General features: G+C 73.6%; 18 protein-coding genes. 16 read left to right on the forward strand and 2 right to left on the reverse strand.

From position 1 onward, the window contains the following. Positions 1-4: 4 nt before the first annotated feature. The 15 genes from OG562_RS37735 (at position 5) to OG562_RS37800 (ending at position 12,888) form a co-directional block, all read left to right on the forward strand. Entirely contained in the window at positions 5-691 is a 687-nt protein-coding gene (locus OG562_RS37735) for an ABC transporter ATP-binding protein (protein WP_266406088.1), read from the forward strand. Continuing rightward, positions 688-1,458, forward strand: a complete 771-nt coding sequence (locus OG562_RS37740; RefSeq protein ID WP_266406090.1) for an ABC transporter ATP-binding protein — start codon at positions 688-690, stop codon at positions 1,456-1,458. The genes OG562_RS37735 and OG562_RS37740 overlap by 4 nt, the downstream gene beginning before the upstream one ends. A gap of 19 nt (positions 1,459-1,477) precedes the next feature. After that, complete coding sequence (locus OG562_RS37745) at positions 1,478-1,891, forward strand: hypothetical protein (RefSeq protein WP_266406092.1); 414 nt, start codon at positions 1,478-1,480, stop codon at positions 1,889-1,891. Continuing rightward, positions 1,857-2,198, forward strand: a complete 342-nt coding sequence (locus tag OG562_RS37750; protein ID WP_266406094.1) for a hypothetical protein — start codon at positions 1,857-1,859, stop codon at positions 2,196-2,198. Before OG562_RS37745 ends, OG562_RS37750 begins: the two co-directional genes overlap by 35 nt. Positions 2,199-2,379: 181 nt before the next feature. Then, the gene (locus OG562_RS46080; RefSeq protein WP_323187596.1) at positions 2,380-2,502 is read left to right on the forward strand and encodes a putative leader peptide; all 123 of its coding nucleotides are present in this window, start codon (positions 2,380-2,382) and stop codon (positions 2,500-2,502) included. A gap of 144 nt (positions 2,503-2,646) precedes the next feature. After that, positions 2,647-3,543 (forward strand): glutathione S-transferase C-terminal domain-containing protein, encoded by an 897-nt coding sequence (locus OG562_RS37755; protein ID WP_266406096.1) that lies wholly within the window; start codon positions 2,647-2,649, stop codon positions 3,541-3,543. Positions 3,544-4,019: 476 nt separating this feature from the next. Then, entirely contained in the window at positions 4,020-5,003 is a 984-nt protein-coding gene (locus OG562_RS37760) for an amino acid ABC transporter permease (RefSeq protein ID WP_266406097.1), read from the forward strand. A gap of 98 nt (positions 5,004-5,101) precedes the next feature. After that, positions 5,102-5,866 (forward strand): amino acid ABC transporter ATP-binding protein, encoded by a 765-nt coding sequence (locus OG562_RS37765; protein ID WP_266409732.1) that lies wholly within the window; start codon positions 5,102-5,104, stop codon positions 5,864-5,866. Positions 5,867-5,963: 97 nt separating this feature from the next. Continuing rightward, positions 5,964-6,989, forward strand: a complete 1,026-nt coding sequence (locus OG562_RS37770) for an ABC transporter substrate-binding protein (protein ID WP_266406099.1) — start codon at positions 5,964-5,966, stop codon at positions 6,987-6,989. A 107-nt stretch (positions 6,990-7,096) separates the two neighbouring features. Next, complete coding sequence (locus tag OG562_RS37775; protein WP_266406100.1) at positions 7,097-7,846, forward strand: GNAT family N-acetyltransferase; 750 nt, start codon at positions 7,097-7,099, stop codon at positions 7,844-7,846. Continuing rightward, the gene (locus tag OG562_RS37780; RefSeq protein ID WP_266406102.1) at positions 7,843-7,989 is read left to right on the forward strand and encodes a putative leader peptide; all 147 of its coding nucleotides are present in this window, start codon (positions 7,843-7,845) and stop codon (positions 7,987-7,989) included. Before OG562_RS37775 ends, OG562_RS37780 begins: the two co-directional genes overlap by 4 nt. 73 nt (positions 7,990-8,062) lie before the next feature. After that, the gene (locus tag OG562_RS37785; protein ID WP_266406104.1) at positions 8,063-9,265 is read left to right on the forward strand and encodes an LLM class flavin-dependent oxidoreductase; all 1,203 of its coding nucleotides are present in this window, start codon (positions 8,063-8,065) and stop codon (positions 9,263-9,265) included. A gap of 20 nt (positions 9,266-9,285) precedes the next feature. Beyond that, positions 9,286-10,662 (forward strand): NtaA/DmoA family FMN-dependent monooxygenase, encoded by a 1,377-nt coding sequence (locus OG562_RS37790; protein WP_266406106.1) that lies wholly within the window; start codon positions 9,286-9,288, stop codon positions 10,660-10,662. Continuing rightward, entirely contained in the window at positions 10,659-11,750 is a 1,092-nt protein-coding gene (locus OG562_RS37795) for an LLM class flavin-dependent oxidoreductase (protein ID WP_266406108.1), read from the forward strand. The genes OG562_RS37790 and OG562_RS37795 overlap by 4 nt, the downstream gene beginning before the upstream one ends. Continuing rightward, the gene (locus tag OG562_RS37800; protein WP_266406110.1) at positions 11,743-12,888 is read left to right on the forward strand and encodes an MsnO8 family LLM class oxidoreductase; all 1,146 of its coding nucleotides are present in this window, start codon (positions 11,743-11,745) and stop codon (positions 12,886-12,888) included. Before OG562_RS37795 ends, OG562_RS37800 begins: the two co-directional genes overlap by 8 nt. Before the next feature lie 213 nt (positions 12,889-13,101). Here OG562_RS37800 and OG562_RS37805 read toward each other — a convergent pair whose 3' ends face one another. Beyond that, positions 13,102-14,187, reverse strand: a complete 1,086-nt coding sequence (locus tag OG562_RS37805; protein WP_266406112.1) for a M12 family metallopeptidase — start codon at positions 14,185-14,187, stop codon at positions 13,102-13,104. Positions 14,188-14,264: 77 nt separating this feature from the next. On the opposite strand from OG562_RS37805, the gene OG562_RS37810 reads away from it, so the two are divergent. Next, positions 14,265-16,103: a LuxR C-terminal-related transcriptional regulator gene (locus OG562_RS37810; protein WP_266406113.1), complete on the forward strand. Its 1,839-nt coding sequence runs from the start codon at positions 14,265-14,267 to the stop codon at positions 16,101-16,103. Between the two features lie 20 nt (positions 16,104-16,123). On the opposite strand, the gene OG562_RS37815 is transcribed toward OG562_RS37810, so the two are convergent. Next, positions 16,124-18,688: a CHAT domain-containing tetratricopeptide repeat protein gene (locus OG562_RS37815; protein ID WP_266409734.1), complete on the reverse strand. Its 2,565-nt coding sequence runs from the start codon at positions 18,686-18,688 to the stop codon at positions 16,124-16,126. Between the last annotated feature and the right edge of the window lie 154 nt (positions 18,689-18,842).

Below are 18,842 nucleotides of genomic sequence, written 5' to 3' on the forward strand. Positions count from 1 at the left end.
GGAGGTGACCGTCTCCTTCGGCGGCCGCCGGGCCCTCGACACGGTCTCGCTGGCCGCCGAGGCCGGCCGGGTCACCGGTCTCATCGGACCCAACGGGGCCGGCAAGAGCACCCTGTTCGACGTGCTCTCGGGCCTGCGCCGCCCCCGCAGCGGCCGGGTCCGCCTCGACGGCCGCGACATCACCCGCGAGGGCCCCGCCCGGCGCGCCCGACGCGGCATGTCCCGCACCTTCCAGCACCTGGAGCTCTTCGGCCGGCTCTCCGTCCGTGACAACCTCCTGGTCGCCGCCGAACTCGGCCCCGAGCGCCGGCACGCCGCCCGCACGGCCGACGCGGTCCTCGACCGGCTCGGCCTCACCGCCCTCGCCGACGACCCCGCCGACGCCCTGCCCACCGGCATCGCCCGGCTGGTCGAGGTCGGCCGCGCCCTCGTCCTCGAGCCGCGCGTCCTCCTCCTCGACGAGCCCGCCGCGGGCCAGGACGCCGAGGAGACCGAACGGTTCGCCGCCCTGCTGCGCGCCCTCGCCGCCGACGGCGTCGCCGTCCTCCTCGTCGAGCACGACATGAGCCTGGTGATGACCGTCTGCGACGACGTCCACGTCCTCGACCTCGGCGTCGTCGTCGCCAGCGGCCCACCGGAACGCATCCGGCGCGACCAGACGGTGCTGGCGGCCTATCTGGGGGAGACATGACCACGACCGGCCCCGCCGCGGAGCCCGCCCGTACGCCCGCCGCCCCGCCGCCGCCCCCCGACGGGCCGCTGCTGGAGCTCGCCGGCGTCCGCGCCGCCCACGCCGGCATCACCGTGCTGCACGGTGTGGACCTCGCGGTCGCCGCAGGACAGGTGGTCGCCCTCCTCGGCCCCAACGGCGCCGGCAAGACCACCGTCCTCAAGGTCGCCTCCGGAGTCCACCCGCCCAGCGGCGGCCGGCTGCTGCTCGGTGGCCGCGACGTCACCGGCATCCGCCCGGGCGACCTCGCCCGCGCCGGGGTCTGTCTCATCCCCGAGGGCCGTGGCGTCTTCCCCAACCTCACGGTCCGCGACAACCTCCTGATGATGACCTTCACCGGCCGCACCCGGGAGGAGACAGAGGAGACCGCCTACGCCCGCTTCCCCGTCCTCGGCGCCCGCCGCACCCAGTACGCCGGCACGCTCTCCGGCGGCGAGCAGCAGATGCTCGCCCTCGCCCGCGGCCTGGCCACCGACCCCGCCGTCCTGCTCCTCGACGAACTCTCCATGGGACTCGCCCCGCTGGTCGTCGCCGAACTGTACGAACTGGTCGCCGAGATCGCCCGCCACGGCGTCGCCGTCCTCGTCGTCGAGCAGTTCGCCGCCGCCGTACTGAAGATCGCCGACCACGCCGCCGTGCTCGTGCGCGGCCGGATCCAGTGGCAGGGGCACCCGGACAGCTCCCTGCACGCCGAACTCTCCTCCTACTACCTGGGGAGCGCCCCATGACCCTGCCGAGGAGCGCCATATGACCACGACCCCCGTGCCGTCGCCCCGCGCGGAACGCTTCGTCCGCGAACTGGCCGCACTGAAGATCCCCGACCCGGCCGCCGCCCGCGCCGCGCTCTGGCTGCGCCTGGGCGGACTGCTGATGCTCGTCGGCCTGGTCCTGGGCGGCCTCGCCTTCCCCCTCGCCCACGCCACCGACTCCAGCCTCGGCCAGGGCGACGCGCTCGCCCTCGGGCTCGGCGGGGTCGCCGCCGCCGTGGTGGGCGGCGCGCTGTTCCTGCGTTACTCCCTCACCGGCTTCCTGCGCTTCTGGCTCGCCCGCCAGTCCTACGACCTGGACCGGCTGGGGGAGCGGCTCACCGCCCCGCCCGCACCCCTCGCAGAAGGAGAACCGCACCATGGCGTCCCCCGCTCCGACCCCGCGCCCCGGTGACCAGCTCGCCGCCGTCGGCGGCGGCACCCGCGTGATCGTCATCCGGGCCCCGGAGGGCGCGGCCGCACCCATCGAATGCGGCGGCGCCCCCATGGTCCCCGCCCGGCAGGCCCCCGCCGTACCTCCCGCCGCACCGCCCTCCGCGTCCTCCGCGGCAGAGACCCCCGCCACCCTCGTCGGCAAGCGGTACGTCGACGCCGACGACACCCTGGAGCTCCTCTGCACGGCCTCCGGAGCGGGCCGACTCACCTACGGCGGACAGCCGTTGACCGTCAAGGCGCCCAAGGCGCTGCCGGCGTCGGACTGAACCGGCCTCGGACCGAGCCGATCCCGAAGGGACCCCGGGCGCTTGAGCCCGGGGTCCCTTCGTCTCATCTGCTCGTCTCATCTGCCGGGCTCGGCGACTCAACTGGTGGACGCCCTCTTGACGGCGGCCGGGGGCGGATCGACACTCGGTCGGGGAATCCTAGTGAACAGGTAGGGAAACAATGGGGCGCCTTGAGCCGGTCGTCAGCCGAGCGAGCCGTGCGGCATGGTCGTCGCCCCTTCTCACCTCCCGCCGTCACATCGACCTGCAGCGCGTCTGCAGCGCGATCGACCCCCAGGGCTGAGCCGGGCCCGTCCCCGCGCCGAGCCGCACCGGCGGTGCCCCACGGGCGCCACCGCACGGCGCGCACGGACGAAGGCCGCCTCCCTTCTCGACGTCGCATCCGCCCGCGCGCCCGTCCGCAGCGCGCCCGCCCCCGGGGAGAGTCATGTCCGTCACACCACTGGCCGCCCACCCGTCCGCCCGCCCCGCCCCGGCCTTCCGGGGCCGGATCGGCCGCGACGCGCGCAGCGGCCACTACGCCGTCCCGCGCCGCTACCGCCTGCATCTGTCGTCCGCCGACCCCGACAGCCTGCGCATCGCCGTCACCCACAGTCTGCTCGGTCTGGAGCGGGCCTGTCCGGTCACCTTCCTGCCCGCCGTCCCCGACTGTCCCGACGGCGGCCACTCGGCGCTGCGCTCGCTCTACGACGCCAGCGCCCACCGCTACACCGGCCCGGCCCTCGCACCGGTGCTCAGCGACGACTGGTCGGGGCGCATCGTCAGCACCCACGGCCCCGACATCGCCCGCGACCTCGCCCGGAGATTCGGCGGCGGCAGGCCCGCGCTGTACCCGTGCGGCAGGGAGTCGGAGATCGAGGCCGTCGAGCGGATGTGCGCCCAAGGCATCGAGGAGGCCGCACAGCGCGCCGGAACGGCCGGCGCCGAGGAGGCGGAGCGCGCCGCGGCCCTCGAGACCCTGCTCGCCACCCTCGGCGTGCTGGAACAAGGCCTGGGCGTCCAGCCGTATCTGATCAGCGATCAGATCACGGCGGCGGACGTGGAGTTGTGGGTCACACTGGTCCGGCTCGACACCGTGCACCGCAACCACCTGGACGCGGACGCCGTGCACCGCATCGCCGACCACCCCGCCCTGTGGGCCTACGCCCGCCGGCTGGCCGCCCGTCCCGCCTTCGGCGCCCACCTCGACCTCGAGGCCGTCGCCCGCCATCACGACGCCCGCTGTCAGGGCCTGGAGGCCGCCGGAGCCGCTGTCCAGATCCTGGACTGGGCTGCCCACGCGGCCGACGGCAACAGCATTGGACCGCAGGTCAACCGGCCCTGAACCGGCCCTGAACCCGTCCACCCACTGGACCGGCATTGACATTCGCACGGTTCGACTGCGTTGATGAGCCCCTAAGCGCGAACGCCCCTCAGGGGCCCCGACAGTGACGGTGACGGACATGTACGCAGCTCCCAGGACGGCCCCCCGCCGCTCCCGTGGCTGCGTACGCCCGCACCGCGACCCGCTCGTCGTCGACCGCGCCGTCGATCTCCTCCGCGTGAACAGCGCACTGTGTACCGCACCGGGCCGTGCCCGCTGTCGGGGCTGAACCTCTCCCGCCTTCGCCCCGCACCGCCGCGTTCCTGACCCGCACCGCCCGAGCGGTGTGCCGTCGTCCGCCCCACCCCGGTTCTCCGTACGCATCCGTGCGCCGTGCCCGTGTCCCCGTCGCCGAGCGGTCCCCACCGCCCTGCCGACGTGCCACGGCAGCCCACGGCGCCGTGCCCCGGGGTACCCGACTCCCGCCGGAGCCCCTCATGAGTGAACCCCCAGGCGCCGTGACCCTCGCCGCCGATCCACAGGTCACAGCCGACGTACCGTCAGAAAAGCTCACCGCGCAGCGCGTTCAGCCGCTGCGCAGGCCGGGCCGCTGGATCGCCACCGCCGTCGCGCTGGTCCTGGTCGCCCAGTTCGCGCACGGCCTGGTCTCCAACCCCTTCTACCAGTGGGACCGCTTCGGCTACTGGTTCCTGCGGCCCGTCATCCTCGACGGACTGCTGATCACCCTCGAAGTCGCCGCCTACAGCGCGGTGTTGGGCCTCCTCGGCGGCATCCTCCTCGCGCTGGCCCGGCTCTCGAAGAGCCCGGTGCTGCGCGCGGTCAGCTGGACCTACGTGTGGGCGCTGCGCTCCATCCCGCTGATCGTCGTCCTGCTGTTCCTCTACAACTTCAGCGCCCTGTACCAGACGTTGAGCGTGGGCGTCCCCTTCGGCCCGGCCTTCTTCCGGTTCGACGAGTCCCGGCTCGCCACCGACATGGTGATCGCCGTCGTCGGCCTCAGCCTCAACGAGGCGGCCTACGCCGCCGAGGTGGTCCGCGGCGGCATCCTCTCCGTCGACCAGGGCCAGCACGAGGCGGCCGCCGCGCTCGGCCTGCCCAAGGGCTACCAGTTCTGGCGGATCGTCTTCCCCCAGGCCCTGCGGTCGATCACCCCGAACTACGTCAATCAGCTGATCGGCCTGATCAAGTCCACCTCACTGGTCTTCTACGTCTCCCTGCTCGACCTGTTCGGCACCGCGCAGACCATGGGCTCCACCTACCCCGGCGACATCGTGCCGCTGCTGCTCGTCGTCACCGTCTGGTACCTGATCCTGACCAGCCTCGTCTCCGTCGTCCAGTTCTACGTCGAGCGGTACTACGCCCGGGGCGCCACCCGCAGCCTGCCGCCGACGCCGTTGCAGAAACTGCGGACCGCTCTCACCGACCTGCGGGCCCGCATCCGCCGGGAGGCCGCCGTATGAGCACCGAGACCCTCAAGACCGCACAGACCGATGCGACCGCCGCGACCGCCGTGACCGATGCGACGGATGCGACGGATGCGACGGATGCGACCGCCGGGATCGTGCCCGCCGCCGTCGAGGCGCACGACGTGCACAAGTGGTACGGCGCCCACCGGGTCCTGGACGGCGTGAGCCTGACCGTGCGGCCCGGCGAGGTCACCGTCATCCTCGGCCCGTCCGGCTCCGGCAAGTCCACGCTCCTGCGGGTCATCAACCACCTGGAGAAGCCCGAGATCGGCTACGTCAGCATCAACGGCGAGCCGATCGGCGTCCGCCGGCACGGCGACCGGCTGCGCGAGCTGAGCGAACGGGCCATCCTCGCCCAGCGCAGCCGCATCGGCTTCGTCTTCCAGAACTTCAACCTCTTCCCGCACCTCACGGTGCTCGACAACGTCGCCGCCGCCCCGGTGGCCACCGGGAAGCTCGGCAGGCCCGCGGCCCGGGAACTCGCCCGTGAACTCCTCGGCCGGGTGGGACTGGCCGACAAGGCCGACGCCTACCCGCGCCAGCTGTCCGGCGGCCAGCAGCAGCGCGTCGCCATCGCCCGCGCCCTCGCCCTGCGCCCCGGCGTCATCCTCTTCGACGAGCCCACCTCCGCCCTCGACCCGGAACTCGTCGGCGAAGTCCTCTCCGTCATCAAGGACCTGGCGACCAGCGGCGTCACCCTCGTCATCGTCACCCACGAGGTCGGCTTCGCCCGCGAGGTCGCCGACCGGGTCGTCTTCATCGACGGCGGGAAGATCGTCGAACAGGGCCCGCCCGGCGAGGTCCTCGACAAGCCCCGCCACGAGCGGACGCGGGACTTCCTCAGCAAGGTGCTCTGATCCCGCCGGGACACCCTGCCCACCCCACGACTTCCCCCCACGACCTCCCCCCGCCTCACCCTCACCACCACCTCTCTCATCAGCACAAAGGACGGCCATGCCTACCCACTTCACCCGACGCAGCCTGATACGCGGCATCACCGCGGCGACCGCCGTCGCCACCCTGGCCACCGGGCTCGCCGCCTGCGGTGGTGACAGCGACGCCGCCACCACGACCGACAGCGCGGCCTCCGGCGGCGTGACGATCGGCAGAGTGTCCAACGGCGCCGCCAAGGAGACCACGCTGAAGGTCTCCGAGGTCAAGTCCATCAGCGCCGAGCTGCCCGACGCCGTCAAGAAGAGCGGCAAGCTGACCATCGGCATCGGCGCGCTGCCCTCCGGCTTCGCCCCGCTGGCCTACGTCGGCGACGACCAGAAGACCCTCACCGGCGCCGAGCCCGACCTCGGCCGGCTGGTGGCCGCGGTCCTCGGCCTGAAGCCCGAGACGAAGAACTTCACCTGGGAGAACCTCTTCGTCGGCATCGACAGCGGCAAGGTCGACGTGGCCTTCTCGAACGTCACCGACACCGAGGAGCGCAAGAAGAAGTACGAGTTCGCCTCCTACCGGCAGGACAACCTCGGCTGGGAGGTCAAGAAGTCCAGCAAGTGGAACTTCGAAGGCAAGTACGAGAACCTCGCCGGCCTGACCGTCTCCGTGGGCGCCGGCACCAACCAGGAGAAGATCCTCCTGGAGTGGAAGAAGAAGCTCGAGGCCGAGGGCAAGAAGCTCACGATCAAGTACTACCCGGACCGCAACGGCCTCTACCTGGCGCTGAACAGCGGCAAGATCGACGCCTACTTCGGCCCCAACCCCGGCATCGCCTACAACGTCTCCCAGGACGCGGGCACCGCCAACGCCACCCGCAACGCGGGCACGTTCTCCGGCGCCGGAGAGACGCTCCAGGGCCTGATCGCGGCCACCGCCAAGAAGGACAGCGGCCTCGCCAAGCCGCTCGCCGCCGCCATCAACTACCTGATCGAGAACGGGCAGTACGCCAAGTGGCTGGCCGCCTACAACCTCTCCAACGAGGCCGTCGCCAAGTCCGAGGTCAACCCGCCCGGACTGCCGCTGGACAACTCCTGACTCACCGTCTCCGTACTGGTGAATCATGCAGGTTGAGTTAGGCCGCCAGAGAAGAAAGCGCCAGAGAAGAAAGCGCCAGAGAAGCATCAGGAAGGGGCTCCGCCTCCGTGACTCTCCAGACCGACCTCCGCGGAGGCGGAGCCCGCACCGACGCCCACCCGCACCCCCTCGACAACGCCGTCTGGGCCGCCCTCGCCGGCCCGCACGCCCACCTGGCCGAACGCGTCGGGCTCGCCGCCCGCTACCCGGCCGACGTCTACGCCTTCGCCGCCCTCGCCGACCCCCGGGACCCGGCCGCGTGGGCCGACCTGCACACCCTCGTCGGCCCCGGAACCACCGTACGCATCAAGCCCGTCGACCGGGTTCCCGAGGGCTGGGAGGTCACCGGCGGGGGAGAGGGCGTCCAACTCGTCGCCGCCGAGGAGTTCCGCACCGAACCCGCCCCCGAGGCCGTCCGCCTCGGCGCGGACGACGTGCCGGAGATCCTCGACCTCGTCGCCCGCACCCGCCCCGGCCCCTTCCTCCGGCGGACCGTCGCCCTCGGCGCCTACCTCGGCATCCGCCACCGGGGCCGGTTGATCGCCCTGGCCGGCGAACGGCTCCGGCTCCACGGCTGGACCGAGATCAGCGCCGTCTGCACCGACCCGGAACACCGGGGCGAGGGCCTGGCCACCCGGCTGATCCGCGCGGTCGGCCACGGCATCCGCGAGCGCGGCGACACCCCGTTCCTGCACGCCGCCGCCGACAACACCCCGGCGATCGGCCTCTACCAGTCCCTCGGCTTCACGCTCCGCCGCCGCTCGACCATCGTCTCGGTGCGCACGCCGGGAACATCCCAGGAGACCGGGGCGTTGTGAGCGTTGACGAGACGGGTGAGGCGCCGCAGCGCGCCCGGAAGGGGGAGGTGCCGGACATGACGCACATGTTCCACGCCGTGCACCTCCACTCCCGGGCCCACATAGACCTCCAGCGCGTGGCCGCCGCGCTCTGTTGCTCCTGACGTTCCTCACTGCCGCACCCACCCCGCCGTGGGTGGCGTGCGCCCTCGTACGGACCTCCAGGAAGGCACCCTCGTGTCCTCAAGCCCTGTTCCCCCTCTCCATCTCGCCGTCGCCCTCGACGGCACCGGCTGGCATCCCGCCTCCTGGCGCGAACCGGTCGCCCGCCCCCGCGCGCTGTTCACCGCCGGGTACTGGGCCGACCTGGTCGCCGAGGCCGAGCGCGGCCTGCTCGACTTCGTCACCATCGAGGACGGCCTGGGCCCGCAGTCCGCGCACTTCCTGGACCCGGACGACCGCACCGACCAGGTCCGCGGCCGGCTCGACGCCGTGCTCATCGCCTCCCGCGTCGCCCCGCTCACCCGGCACATAGGCGTGGTGCCGACCGCGATCGTCACCCACACGGAGCCCTTCCACCTCTCCAAGGCGATCGCCACCCTGGACTACGTCAGCAAGGGCCGCGCGGGCCTGCGCGTCCAGGTCTCCGCCCGCCCCGCCGACGCCGCCCACTTCGGCCGCCGCACGATCCCCCGCATCGAGGCCTACGACGCCCCGGCCACCCGGGACCTGGTGAGCGACCTGTTCGACGAGGCCGCCGACTACGTGGAGGTCGTGCGCCGCCTCTGGGACAGCTGGGAGGACGACGCCGAGATCCGCGACGCGGCCACCGGCCGCTTCGTCGACCGCGACAAGCTGCACTACATCGACTTCGAGGGCCGCCACTTCAGCGTCAAGGGCCCCTCCATCACCCCGCGCCCGCCGCAGGGCCAGCCCCTGGTCACGGCCCTCGCCCATGACACGGTGCCCTACCGCCTGGTGGCCCGCGCCGCCGACGTCGGCTACGTCACCCCGCACGACGCCGATCACGCCCGCGCGATCGTCGCCGAGATCCGCGCCGAACAGGAGACGGCCGGCCGCTCCGCCGAGCCGCTGCACGTCTTCGGCGATCTGGTCGTCCTCCTCGACGACGACCCCGCCGAGGCCGCCGCCCGCCGCGACCGCCTGGACGCCCTCGCCGGCGAGGAGTACACCAGCGACGCCCGGATCTTCGCCGGCAGCCCCGCCCAACTCGCCGACCTGCTCCAGGAGTTGCAGTCCGCAGGGCTGACCGGCTTCCGGCTGCGCCCGGCCGTCGTGGGCCACGACCTGCCCGCGATCACCCAGGGGCTCGTCCCCGAGCTCCAGCGCCGCGACGCCTTCCGGCGCGCCTACGAGGCCGACACCCTGCGCGGACTGCTCGGTCTGACCCGCCCCGCCAACCGCTACGCCGCAGCCTGAGCCGGACGGAGAGACGATCCATGAGCAAGCCCCTGAAGCAGATCCACCTGGCCGCCCACTTCCCCGGCGTCAACAACACCACCGTGTGGAGCGACCCCCAGGCCGGCAGCCACATCGAGTTCGACTCCTTCGTCCACTTCGCGAAGACCGCCGAACGCGCCAAGTTCGACTTCCTCTTCCTCGCCGAGGGACTCAGGCTCCGCGAACAGGGCGGCAAGATCTACGACCTGGACGTCGTCGGCCGCCCCGACACCTTCACCATCCTGGCCGCGCTCGCCGCCGTCACCGAACACCTCGGCCTGACCGGCACCATCAACTCCACCTTCAACGAGCCCTACGAGGTGGCCCGCCAGTTCGCCAGCCTCGACCACCTCTCCGACGGCCGCTCCGCGTGGAACGTCGTCACCTCCTGGGACGCCTTCACCGGGGAGAACTTCCGCCGCGGCGGCTTCCTCCCGCAGGACGAGCGCTACTCCCGCGCCAAGGAGTTCCTCGCCGCCACCCACGAACTCTTCGACTCCTGGCAGGGCGACGAGATCCTCGCCGACCAGACCGCCGGCGTCTTCCTGCGCGACGCCAAGGCCGGCGCCTTCGTCCACGAGGGCAGGCAGTTCGACATCCACGGCCGGTTCAACGTCCCGCGCAGCCCGCAGGGCCGCCCGGTGATCTTCCAGGCCGGCGACTCCGACGAGGGCCGAGAGTTCGCCGCCTCCTCCGCCGACGCCATCTTCAGCCGGTACGCCACCCTCAAGGAGGGCCAGGCGTTCTACACCGACGTCAAGTCCCGCCTCGCCAAGTACGGCCGCCGCTCCGACCAGCTGCTGATCCTGCCCGCCGCGACCTTCGTCCTGGGCGACACCGACGCCGAGGCCGAGGAGGCCGCCAAGGAGGTCCGCCGCCAGCAGGTCAGCGGCGCCACCGCGCTCAAGCACCTGGAGTTCGTCTGGAACCGGGACCTGTCCTCGTACGACCCCGAAGGCCCGCTGCCCGACGTCGACCCGCTCGTCAGCGAGGAGCACATCTCCCGCGGCCGGGCCCAGGTGCGCATGTACCGCGACCCGCTGGCCACCGCCCGCGAATGGCGGGAGCTCGCCGAGGCCAACAACTGGTCCATCCGCGACCTGGTCATCGAGAACGGCAGCCGGCAGAACTTCGTCGGCTCCGCGCAGACCATAGCGACGACCATCAACGAGTACGTCCAGGCCGACGCCGGCGACGGCTTCATCCTCGCCCCGCACATCACCCCCGGCGGCCTCGACGAGTTCGCCGACAAGGTCGTCCCCCTGCTCCAGGAACAGGGCGTCTACCGCACCGAGTACGAGGGCGCCACCCTGCGCGACCACCTCGGCCTGGCGCACCCGGACGAACCGGGAGCCGTCGAGCGGGCCGCGTCGTGAAGTTCCTCGCCATCACGCTGATCGTGCACCGCCCGGACCCGGTCACCGGGATCCAGAAGTCCACCCAGGACCGGTTCCGGGAAGTGCTCGACAACGCCCTGCTCGCCGAGGAGCTCGGCTTCGACGGCTTCGGCGTGGGGGAGCGGCACGAGCGCCCGTTCATCTCCTCCTCGCCGACCGTCGTCCTCAGCCACATCGCCGCCCTCACCCGGCGGATCCGGCTGTTCACCGCCGTCACCACCCTCAGCCTGCTCGACCCCGTCCGCGCCTACGAGGACTACGCCACCCTCGACCACCTCTCCGGCGGACGCCTCGACCTGATCATCGGCAAGGGCAACGGCGCCGCCCAGCGCGAGCTGTTCCACGTCACCCCCGAGGACCAGTGGGAGCGCAACGCCGAGAGCTACGAGGTGTTCCGACGGATCTGGCGCAACGACAAGGTCACCGCCGCCACCCGCTTCCGCCCGGAGCTCACCGACGCGGAGGTCTGGCCCAGGCCCTACCAGCAGCCGATCCGGGTCTGGCACGGCAGCGCCACCAGCAAGGAGTCCGTCGACCTCGCCGCCCGCTACGGCGACCCGCTGTTCTCGGCGAACGTCACCCACCCCATCGAGCCGTACGCCGAGCTGATCCGCTACTACCGGGAGCGCTGGGAGCACTACGGCCACGACCCGGCCGCCCTCGCGGTCGGCGCCGGCTCGGCCGGGCTGTATGTGGCCCGCACCTCGCAGGAGGCCGTCGAGACCTACCGGCCGATCTTCGACAGCACCCTCGCCTTCCAGAAGCAGTTCGGCCTACCGCTGGTCTTCGAGACCGTCGAGGACTTCGTCGACCGCAGCTCCGCCCTGATCGGCAGCCCGCAGCAGGTCATCGAGAAGGTGCACCGCTACCACGAGCAGTTCGGCCACACCGTTCTGCATCTGCACGCCGACGCGGGCGGCCTCACCGACAGCCGGCACCGCGAATCGCTGGAGCTGTTCCAGTCGGAGGTGGCGCCGGTGCTGCGTAAGGAGATACCGGACCCGCCGTTCGCCTGGGGCCCGGTGCTGCCGACGACATCCACCGCCGAGGAGCCGTCCCATGCCTGACATCCCCCTCGGCGTCCTCGACCTGGTCCCGATCTCCTCGGGCTCGACGGCCGCGGACGCCCTGCGCAACTCCATCGACCTCGCCCGGCAGGCCGAGCGCCTGGGCTACGCCCGCCACTGGTTCGCAGAGCACCACCTCAACCCGGGCGTGGCCGGTACGTCCCCCGCGGTCGTCCTCGCGCTGACGGCCGCCGCCACCTCCACCATCCGGCTCGGCTCCGGAGCCGTACAGCTCGGCCACCGCACCGCGCTGTCCACGGTCGAGGAGTTCGGCCTGCTCGACGCCCTGCACCCCGGCCGATTCGACCTGGGCCTCGGCCGCTCCGGCGGCGGCCCGCCGGCCGGGAAGGCGACGGCGCCCGGGGCCACCCCGGTCGTCGACGGCCGCGCCCCGAACGGTCTGCTCATCCCGCCCCGCTTCTCCTTCGCGGGCCTCCTCGGCTCACCCCGCGTCGCCCTGCAGCGCACACTGCTGCTCCTCCCCGGCGCCGCGTCCCAGGACTACGCCGAGCAGATCGACGACCTCCTCGCCCTGCTGGCCGGCGCCTACCGTTCCGCGGACGGCGTCGAGGCGCACGTCGTACCGGGCGAGGGCGCGGCGGTCGAGCTGTGGATCCTGGGCAGCAGCGGCGGCCAGAGCGCCGAGGTCGCGGGCGCGCGGGGCCTGCGCTTCGCCGCCAACTACCACGTCAGCCCCGCCACGGTCCTGGAGGCGGTGGACGCCTACCGGGCGCACTTCAAGCCCTCCGCATCCCTCGACGCGCCCTACGTCAGCGTCTCCGCGGACGTCGTCGTCGCCGAGGACGACGCCCACGCCCGTGAACTCGCCACCGGCTACGGCCTGTGGGTGCGCAGCATCCGCACCGCCGAGGGCGCCATCCCGTTCCCGACCCCCGAGGAGGCCCGCGCCCACGCCTGGAGCGACGAGGACCGGGACCTGGTCCAGGACCGCCTCGACACCCAGTTCGTCGGCTCCCCGGCCACGGTCGCCGACCGGCTGGAACAGCTCCAGGAGGCCACGGGCGCCGACGAGTTGCTCATCACCACGATCACCCACGGCCACACCGACCGCGTCAGATCGTACGAACTGCTCGCCGAGGAGTGGCGCCGCCGGGGTCACTCCTTCCGGTCGAGCTGATGCTCCGGGGTCCCCACCGACCGCCCGGACCCTCCTGTCGCGGCGCGGGCGCGGCTGTTCGCGTGATCGAAACACGCAGTTCGCGCCGGTCCGCTCCGCCCCGAGTCCGCTGCGAACGGTGCGGCCGGGCGGACGTCTCCCTCCCCCGAGGTGACGCCCGCCCGGCCTTTCCCCCGGCGCCGGACAGTGGTCGGTACGCGGTCGAGCGCCGGATCACCAGCACATGACCGCGGTCTCGCCCGAACCCCAGCCGGAGTACAGGCGGACCCGGACGAAGTAGCGGCGGCCCTTGACGAGCCGGGCCCTGATCGTGGCGTTGTGCGGGGTGCCGCCGTCGTCCCGGCCGGACAGGTAGCGGGGCTCGCCGTCGCGCTCCTCGAAGACCACGACGACCGAGTCGCTCTCCCCGAAGACGCCGAACGTGTACGCGCGGGTCTCCCGCGGCTCGACGACGAAGTCGGCCTGCTCGCCAGGGCCCAGCGACAGCGGCGCCGACCGGAACGGCGCCAGCGGGGGCGCCAGCGAGACGTCCAGCGGCGGATACCAGCCGAGCGCGAACTCCTTGTCCAGCGCCGACAGCGCGCCGGGCGGATGCACACCCCCGCGGAACTGCTCCGGCTCCAGGACCAGCCCCGCCGACAACGGGTACTCCATGACGGACTGCGGATCCCACACCGACCCGTTGACCTCGGCCGGGTCCAGCTTGCGCAGGATGTTGAAGAACGTGCGGTCCCGGCTCCAGAAGTTGGGCGGGCCCGCCAGGTCCGCGTACACGGCCTCGTCGTCCCAGTGGATGCCGGCGAACGGGCTCTGGTGCTCGTGCTGCATGCCGAGCGCGTGCCCGATCTCGTGCAGGGCGGTCGCGCGCTCCCCGGGCGCGGTCAGATCCCAGCCGAAGTTCATGGTGCGCTCGTTGAGACCGGCCGGCAGCGCGTCCCGGCCCACCGCCGACCAGGACCCGTCCCCCTGCTGGAAACCGATCCGCAGCTCGGCCTCCGAACGGTCGGGGACCTCCGCGAAGGACACCCCGATGCCCAGGTCCCGCCACTCGCGGAAACAGGCGCGCACCACGTCCCGCTGCTCCTGGCCGCCGACCCACGACACCCGCCGGGTCCCCCCGGAGCCCGGCACCGGGATGACCGATCCGTCGTCCTCGCCGTCGAAGAAGTAGTAGTGCAGGACCGTGCCGTTGACCCACATCCGCCGCCCGCTCATGAGCGCGCCCAGCCGCTCGGCGGCCAGCCCCGGAGCGAACGCGGGGGCCGACTGCTGCGCGAGCGAGCAGTAACGGGCGGTCATGCGGCCCAGGTTGCCCCGCCGCCGCGCCCGGCGCCTGAGTCGGGGGCTACTCAAGTCGCCCTGTATCAGGCCTGAGTATGCCGACTCCAGATGAGGTGACGACGTTCGAACCGCATCCCAAGACCCTTCGGCTGCCCTGGCCGTTCACCGGACGGGAGGAGGAGCGCGAACTCGTCCGCCGCTGCCTCGCGGCGGCCCGCCCCGGCATCGTGATCACCGGGCCGCCCGGCTGCGGCCGCACCCGCCTGGCCGCCGAAGCGGTCCGCGACGCCGACTGCGCCCGCGTGGCCGGCACCCCCGAGACCCGGGGCACCGCCTTCGCCGCGTTCGCCCACCTCCTGCCCGAGGGCGTCACCCTGCACCGCGCCGTCCAACTCCTCTCCGGCGTGCGGATGCTGCTGGTCGACGACGCGCATCTGCTGGACGACGCCTCCGCCGCCCTGCTGCACCACCTCGCCGTCCAGGGCCGCACCCGGCTGCTGGTCCTGGTGACGGACGGCGTTCCGGCACCGGGCGCGGTCACCCGGCTGTGGACCGGCGAGCTGCTGCCCCGCCTCGCCCTGGGGCCCCTGCCCCGCGAGGACACCGCCCAGCTGCTCACCGCCGGCGCCGGCGGCCCCCTGGAGCCGCTCACCGTCAACCGAATGCACCGTCTGTGCCGGGGCGATCTGCGCCTCCTGCGGGACCTGCTGGAGGCGGTGCGCGAGCAGGGGCTGCTCACCCTCGCCCAGCCCCCGGCCGGACAGACCGCTCTTCCGCCGAACTCGCCGGACGCGGGCGAGTGGGCGTGGCGCGGCCGGGTCCCCGTCACCCCCACCCTCCGCGAACGCTCCGCCCCCGTCCTCGCCCGCACCTGCCCCGACGAACGCGAGACCCTCGACCGCCTCGCCTTCGCCGAACCCCTGCCGCTGCCCACGGACACCCTGGACCTGCGCATCCTCGAACGCCTGGAGACGGACGGCCTCATCGCCGTCGAGGATGACGACGATGACGGCGAGGGCGGCGGCGCTACGGCCGTCCGCCTGGCCCACCCCCTTCACGGCCCGGTCCTGCGCGCGTCCGCCGGCCGTCTGCGCGCACGTCGGCTGACCGGCGGCCGCGGCTCGCTGACGGCCGCCCTGGACGCGGAGTCGGCCGCCCTGGCCCGGCGCATCGAGGCCGCCGACGTCCGCACCGCGCAGACCCCCGTGGGGGAGTGGCTGGTCGCGGAGGGCGCACCCGTCCCGCCCGGCTACGCGGCCGTCCGCGCGCGGTTCTCACGGCTGCGGGGAGAACTGCGCGAGGCGGCCGCCTGGGCGCGGGAGGGCCTGGCGAACACCCCGGACGACTCCGCCTGTCGCCGTGAACTCGCCCTGGCCCAGGCCGAGTCGGGCGAGTCGGACACCGCCCGCCCGGCGTCCCCCGAGCCCCTTCGTGCGGACGAGGCCTACGACGCCGTACGCCTGGGCGCTCCCGAGCGTGCCGTCCGGCTGCTGCCGCCCGACGGGGTGTTCGCCCGCCATGCACGCGCCCTCGCCCGTGCCGACGGCCCGGCTCTGGACCGGGTCGCCGAAGAGCTTCAGGAGCGCGGCTTCCTCCTGTTCGCCGCGGAGGCCCACGCTCAAGCCGTACGGGCACACCGGGACGCGAGCGCCGCCCGCACCGCCCGGACCCGGGCCGTCGCCCTCGCCCGCCGCTGCCAGGGCGCACGCACCCCGGCCCTGTCCGGTCTGGTGCTGGGGGAACTCACCGCACGCCAGCGGCAGATCGTCACCCTCGCGGCGGCCGGCCTGAGCAACCGGCAGATCGCCGAACGTCTCACCCTGTCCGTACGCACCGTCGGCAACCACCTCTACAGCGCCTACGCCCGCCTCGGCGCCGGCGACCGCGGCTCCCTCCCCTGGCTGGTGGAACTCCCGGACGCGCAACCGGCATGAGAACAGGGGGCGTTGAGCTTTCAGGCGGCTCCGAACGCGGTGAACGCCCACCCGGTCGCCTGATGCACCGCGTCACCAGGCAGGGCCGCCCGCGCGTCGCGCAGCGCCTCCGCCAGCGACAGGCCCCCGCTGAGCCCCTTGTGCAGGGCCAGCATCAGCGGGACCACCGCCTCGTCGTTGACGGGCGCGCTGCTCGCCACCACCCCCGCGGTGCCCAGCGGCAGCAACGCTGTGACCAGGCCCAGGAGTTCGTCGGCGCCGACGGTGGCGAGGCGGGCGGTGTCGCAGCTGGAGAGGATGATCCGGTAGGGGCTGCGGGCGAGCCGTTCGAAGTCGTGGACGATCAGCGGACCGTCGGCCATGCGCAGCGAGGAGAACATCGGGCTGTCGGCCCGGAACGCGCCGTGCGCGGCGATGTGCGCCAGCGCCGCCCCGTCGAGTTCCGCCAGGACCCGCGGCACCCGGGCGTCGGCCTGTTCCAGCACCGTGGGCCTGCCGTACCGCCCGGCCACCTCCGGCACCTCCGCCCCGCCGGTCGCAAGGCCGGGACCGCGCACCAGGACATGCCGGCCGCCCGGCGGCGGCTCGGTCTCCCGGGCGCGCAGCCAGCTGCTCGCCGACGGCGACACGCTCACCACCCGCTCCCGCAGCGACGGCAGCAGCGCCCACGGCACCCGGTGCAGCCGCGCGGGCGGGACCACCACGACCGGCCCCGACCCCAGCTGCCCCGCCGCCTCGCCCAGCAGCAGCTCCTCCAGCCGCCGCCCCGCCGCCTCCACCACCGGCAGTCGCCCCTCGGCCCGGGGATGGGCGAGCCGGCGCAGCCCGGCCTGTACGTGCTCGGCCTCCCGCTCCGCCTCGGCCAGCAGCCCGCCCGCGAACCGCCGCACCCGCCCGCCGCCGCACAGCAGCACCTGAACGCGCCCGTCCAGCACGGCGAGTTCGATCAGCCGCCCGTCGCCGAGCCGTTCGAGCAGCCGGCCGGCGTCGAAGCGGCGGCCGTCGCCGGGCGCGTCCCCGCGGATGTGCAGGGTCCGGGAGCGGATCTCCCGTTCCAGGCGGCGCTGTTCGCGCTCCAAAGTCGGCACCGGGCGGCCGTCCATCCGGGCGCTCTCCGCGCGGGCGGCGATCTCCCGGAACGCCGTCAGTCCGCTCAGCAGCGCCGGATCGGCCGGCGGCCGGGTGGGCGGCGTCGACAGCACCGTGGCCCGCCAGCGCTCGCTCCACACCAGCAACTGCCGTGGCCCGCCCCGCTCCAGGCTGACCTGCTGGGCCAGCGCCGCCAGCTCCGCGCCCTGTGCGGTGGCCCGCGCCCGCAACTCCGAGGCCCCCAGGGTCGTACGGTGGTCGTCCAGGACGTCGAGGCCGCGGCGGCAGGCCTCCAGGACGCCGCGTTCGGATCCGGTGGCCCGCGCCCACAGCGCCTGCGCCGCCCAGCCGGTCATCCGGGCCAGCGGCGGGCCGCTGCGCCGGCTGCGCGCGGCGATCTCCAGATGGCGTTCGGCGTCCGCCCGCCAGTCCAGGTCCAGCGCGATCCGCCCCGCCAGCAGCCAGGCCTCCGGCGCGGCCGGCGCCCCGAAGGCGGCCAGCCGCTCGGCGAGCCTGGCGGCGTCCGCGACGAGCCGGCCCGAGCCGCGCCCGGTGGCGACCCGCGCCTCGATCAGCACCAGCCGGGCGTGCGTCTCCCACCAGGTGCGCCGCTGCCCCGCGAAGAGCCGCTCGGCCACCGCGGCCCGGGCGATCGCCGTCCCCGGATCGCCCGCCAGCCGCGCCGCCCTGGCGGCCGTCAGCAGCAGCTCCGCCTTGCGGGTGGACTGCCCGCCGATCCCGTCCAGCACCCCGATCGCCGCGTCCGCCTCGGCCAGCGCCTCGGGCGCGAGACCGGCCGCCATCAGCACCTCGCAGCGCCGGATGTTGAGCATGAACATCGGCGTGCCCAGCTTGGCGTACCGCTCCGCGGCCTCGTCCAGCAGCCGCAGCGCCGCCGGCACGTCCCCGGAGCGGAACGCGGCCAGGCCCCGGCTCTCCACGGCGTCGGCCTTGTCGTGCTCCTGGCCGGTGGTGTCCCACAGCGCCTCGGCCGCCGTGAAGTCGGCCTCCGCGCGGTCCACCGTCCCGAGCGCCAGATGCACGGTGGCGCGCAGGGTGAGGGCGCGCGCCGTCCAGATGACGTCGTCCGCCTGCCGCAGCACCGGGATCGCCCTGCGTACGTCCTCCAGGGCCTCGCGGTGATGCCCGAGGACCCACCAGGAGTAGGCCCGCCGGTACAGCACGCGCGCGCGGGTGTGCCCCGTCCCGCGCTCCACACCCCGCTCGAACGCCGCCAGGCCCTGCCGGGTGCGGCCCGCGTGCACCAGCGCCACCCCCAGCGTGGCCAGCACGTCCGCCTCGCGCTCCGCGGAGTCCGCGCGCGCGGCCAGTTCGCGGGCGCGCCGCAGATGGTCGAGGGCGATCCGCATGTCGCCCCAGTCCCGCTGCCAGATGCCGATCACCTGATGGGCGACCGAGGCGTGCAACGGCGTCGGATCGGTGTCGAGCACTCCTTCCGCCCGCGACAACGCGTCGTTGGGGGCGGCGAACACCATGGGCAGCAGTTCGAGAACCGAGTCGTTTCCCGCTGTCACTCCACGGATGGTAGTGCTCCGGTCCGTATGCCACACCGGTTTGGAGCCGTATCCACCAGTAACAATTGGACGTCGCGTCAACATCGGGTACACCATCGCGTCCACCGGGTCGGCC

The organism is Streptomyces sp. NBC_01275 (genome assembly GCF_026340655.1).
Taxonomy (GTDB): Bacteria; Actinomycetota; Actinomycetes; order Streptomycetales; family Streptomycetaceae; genus Streptomyces.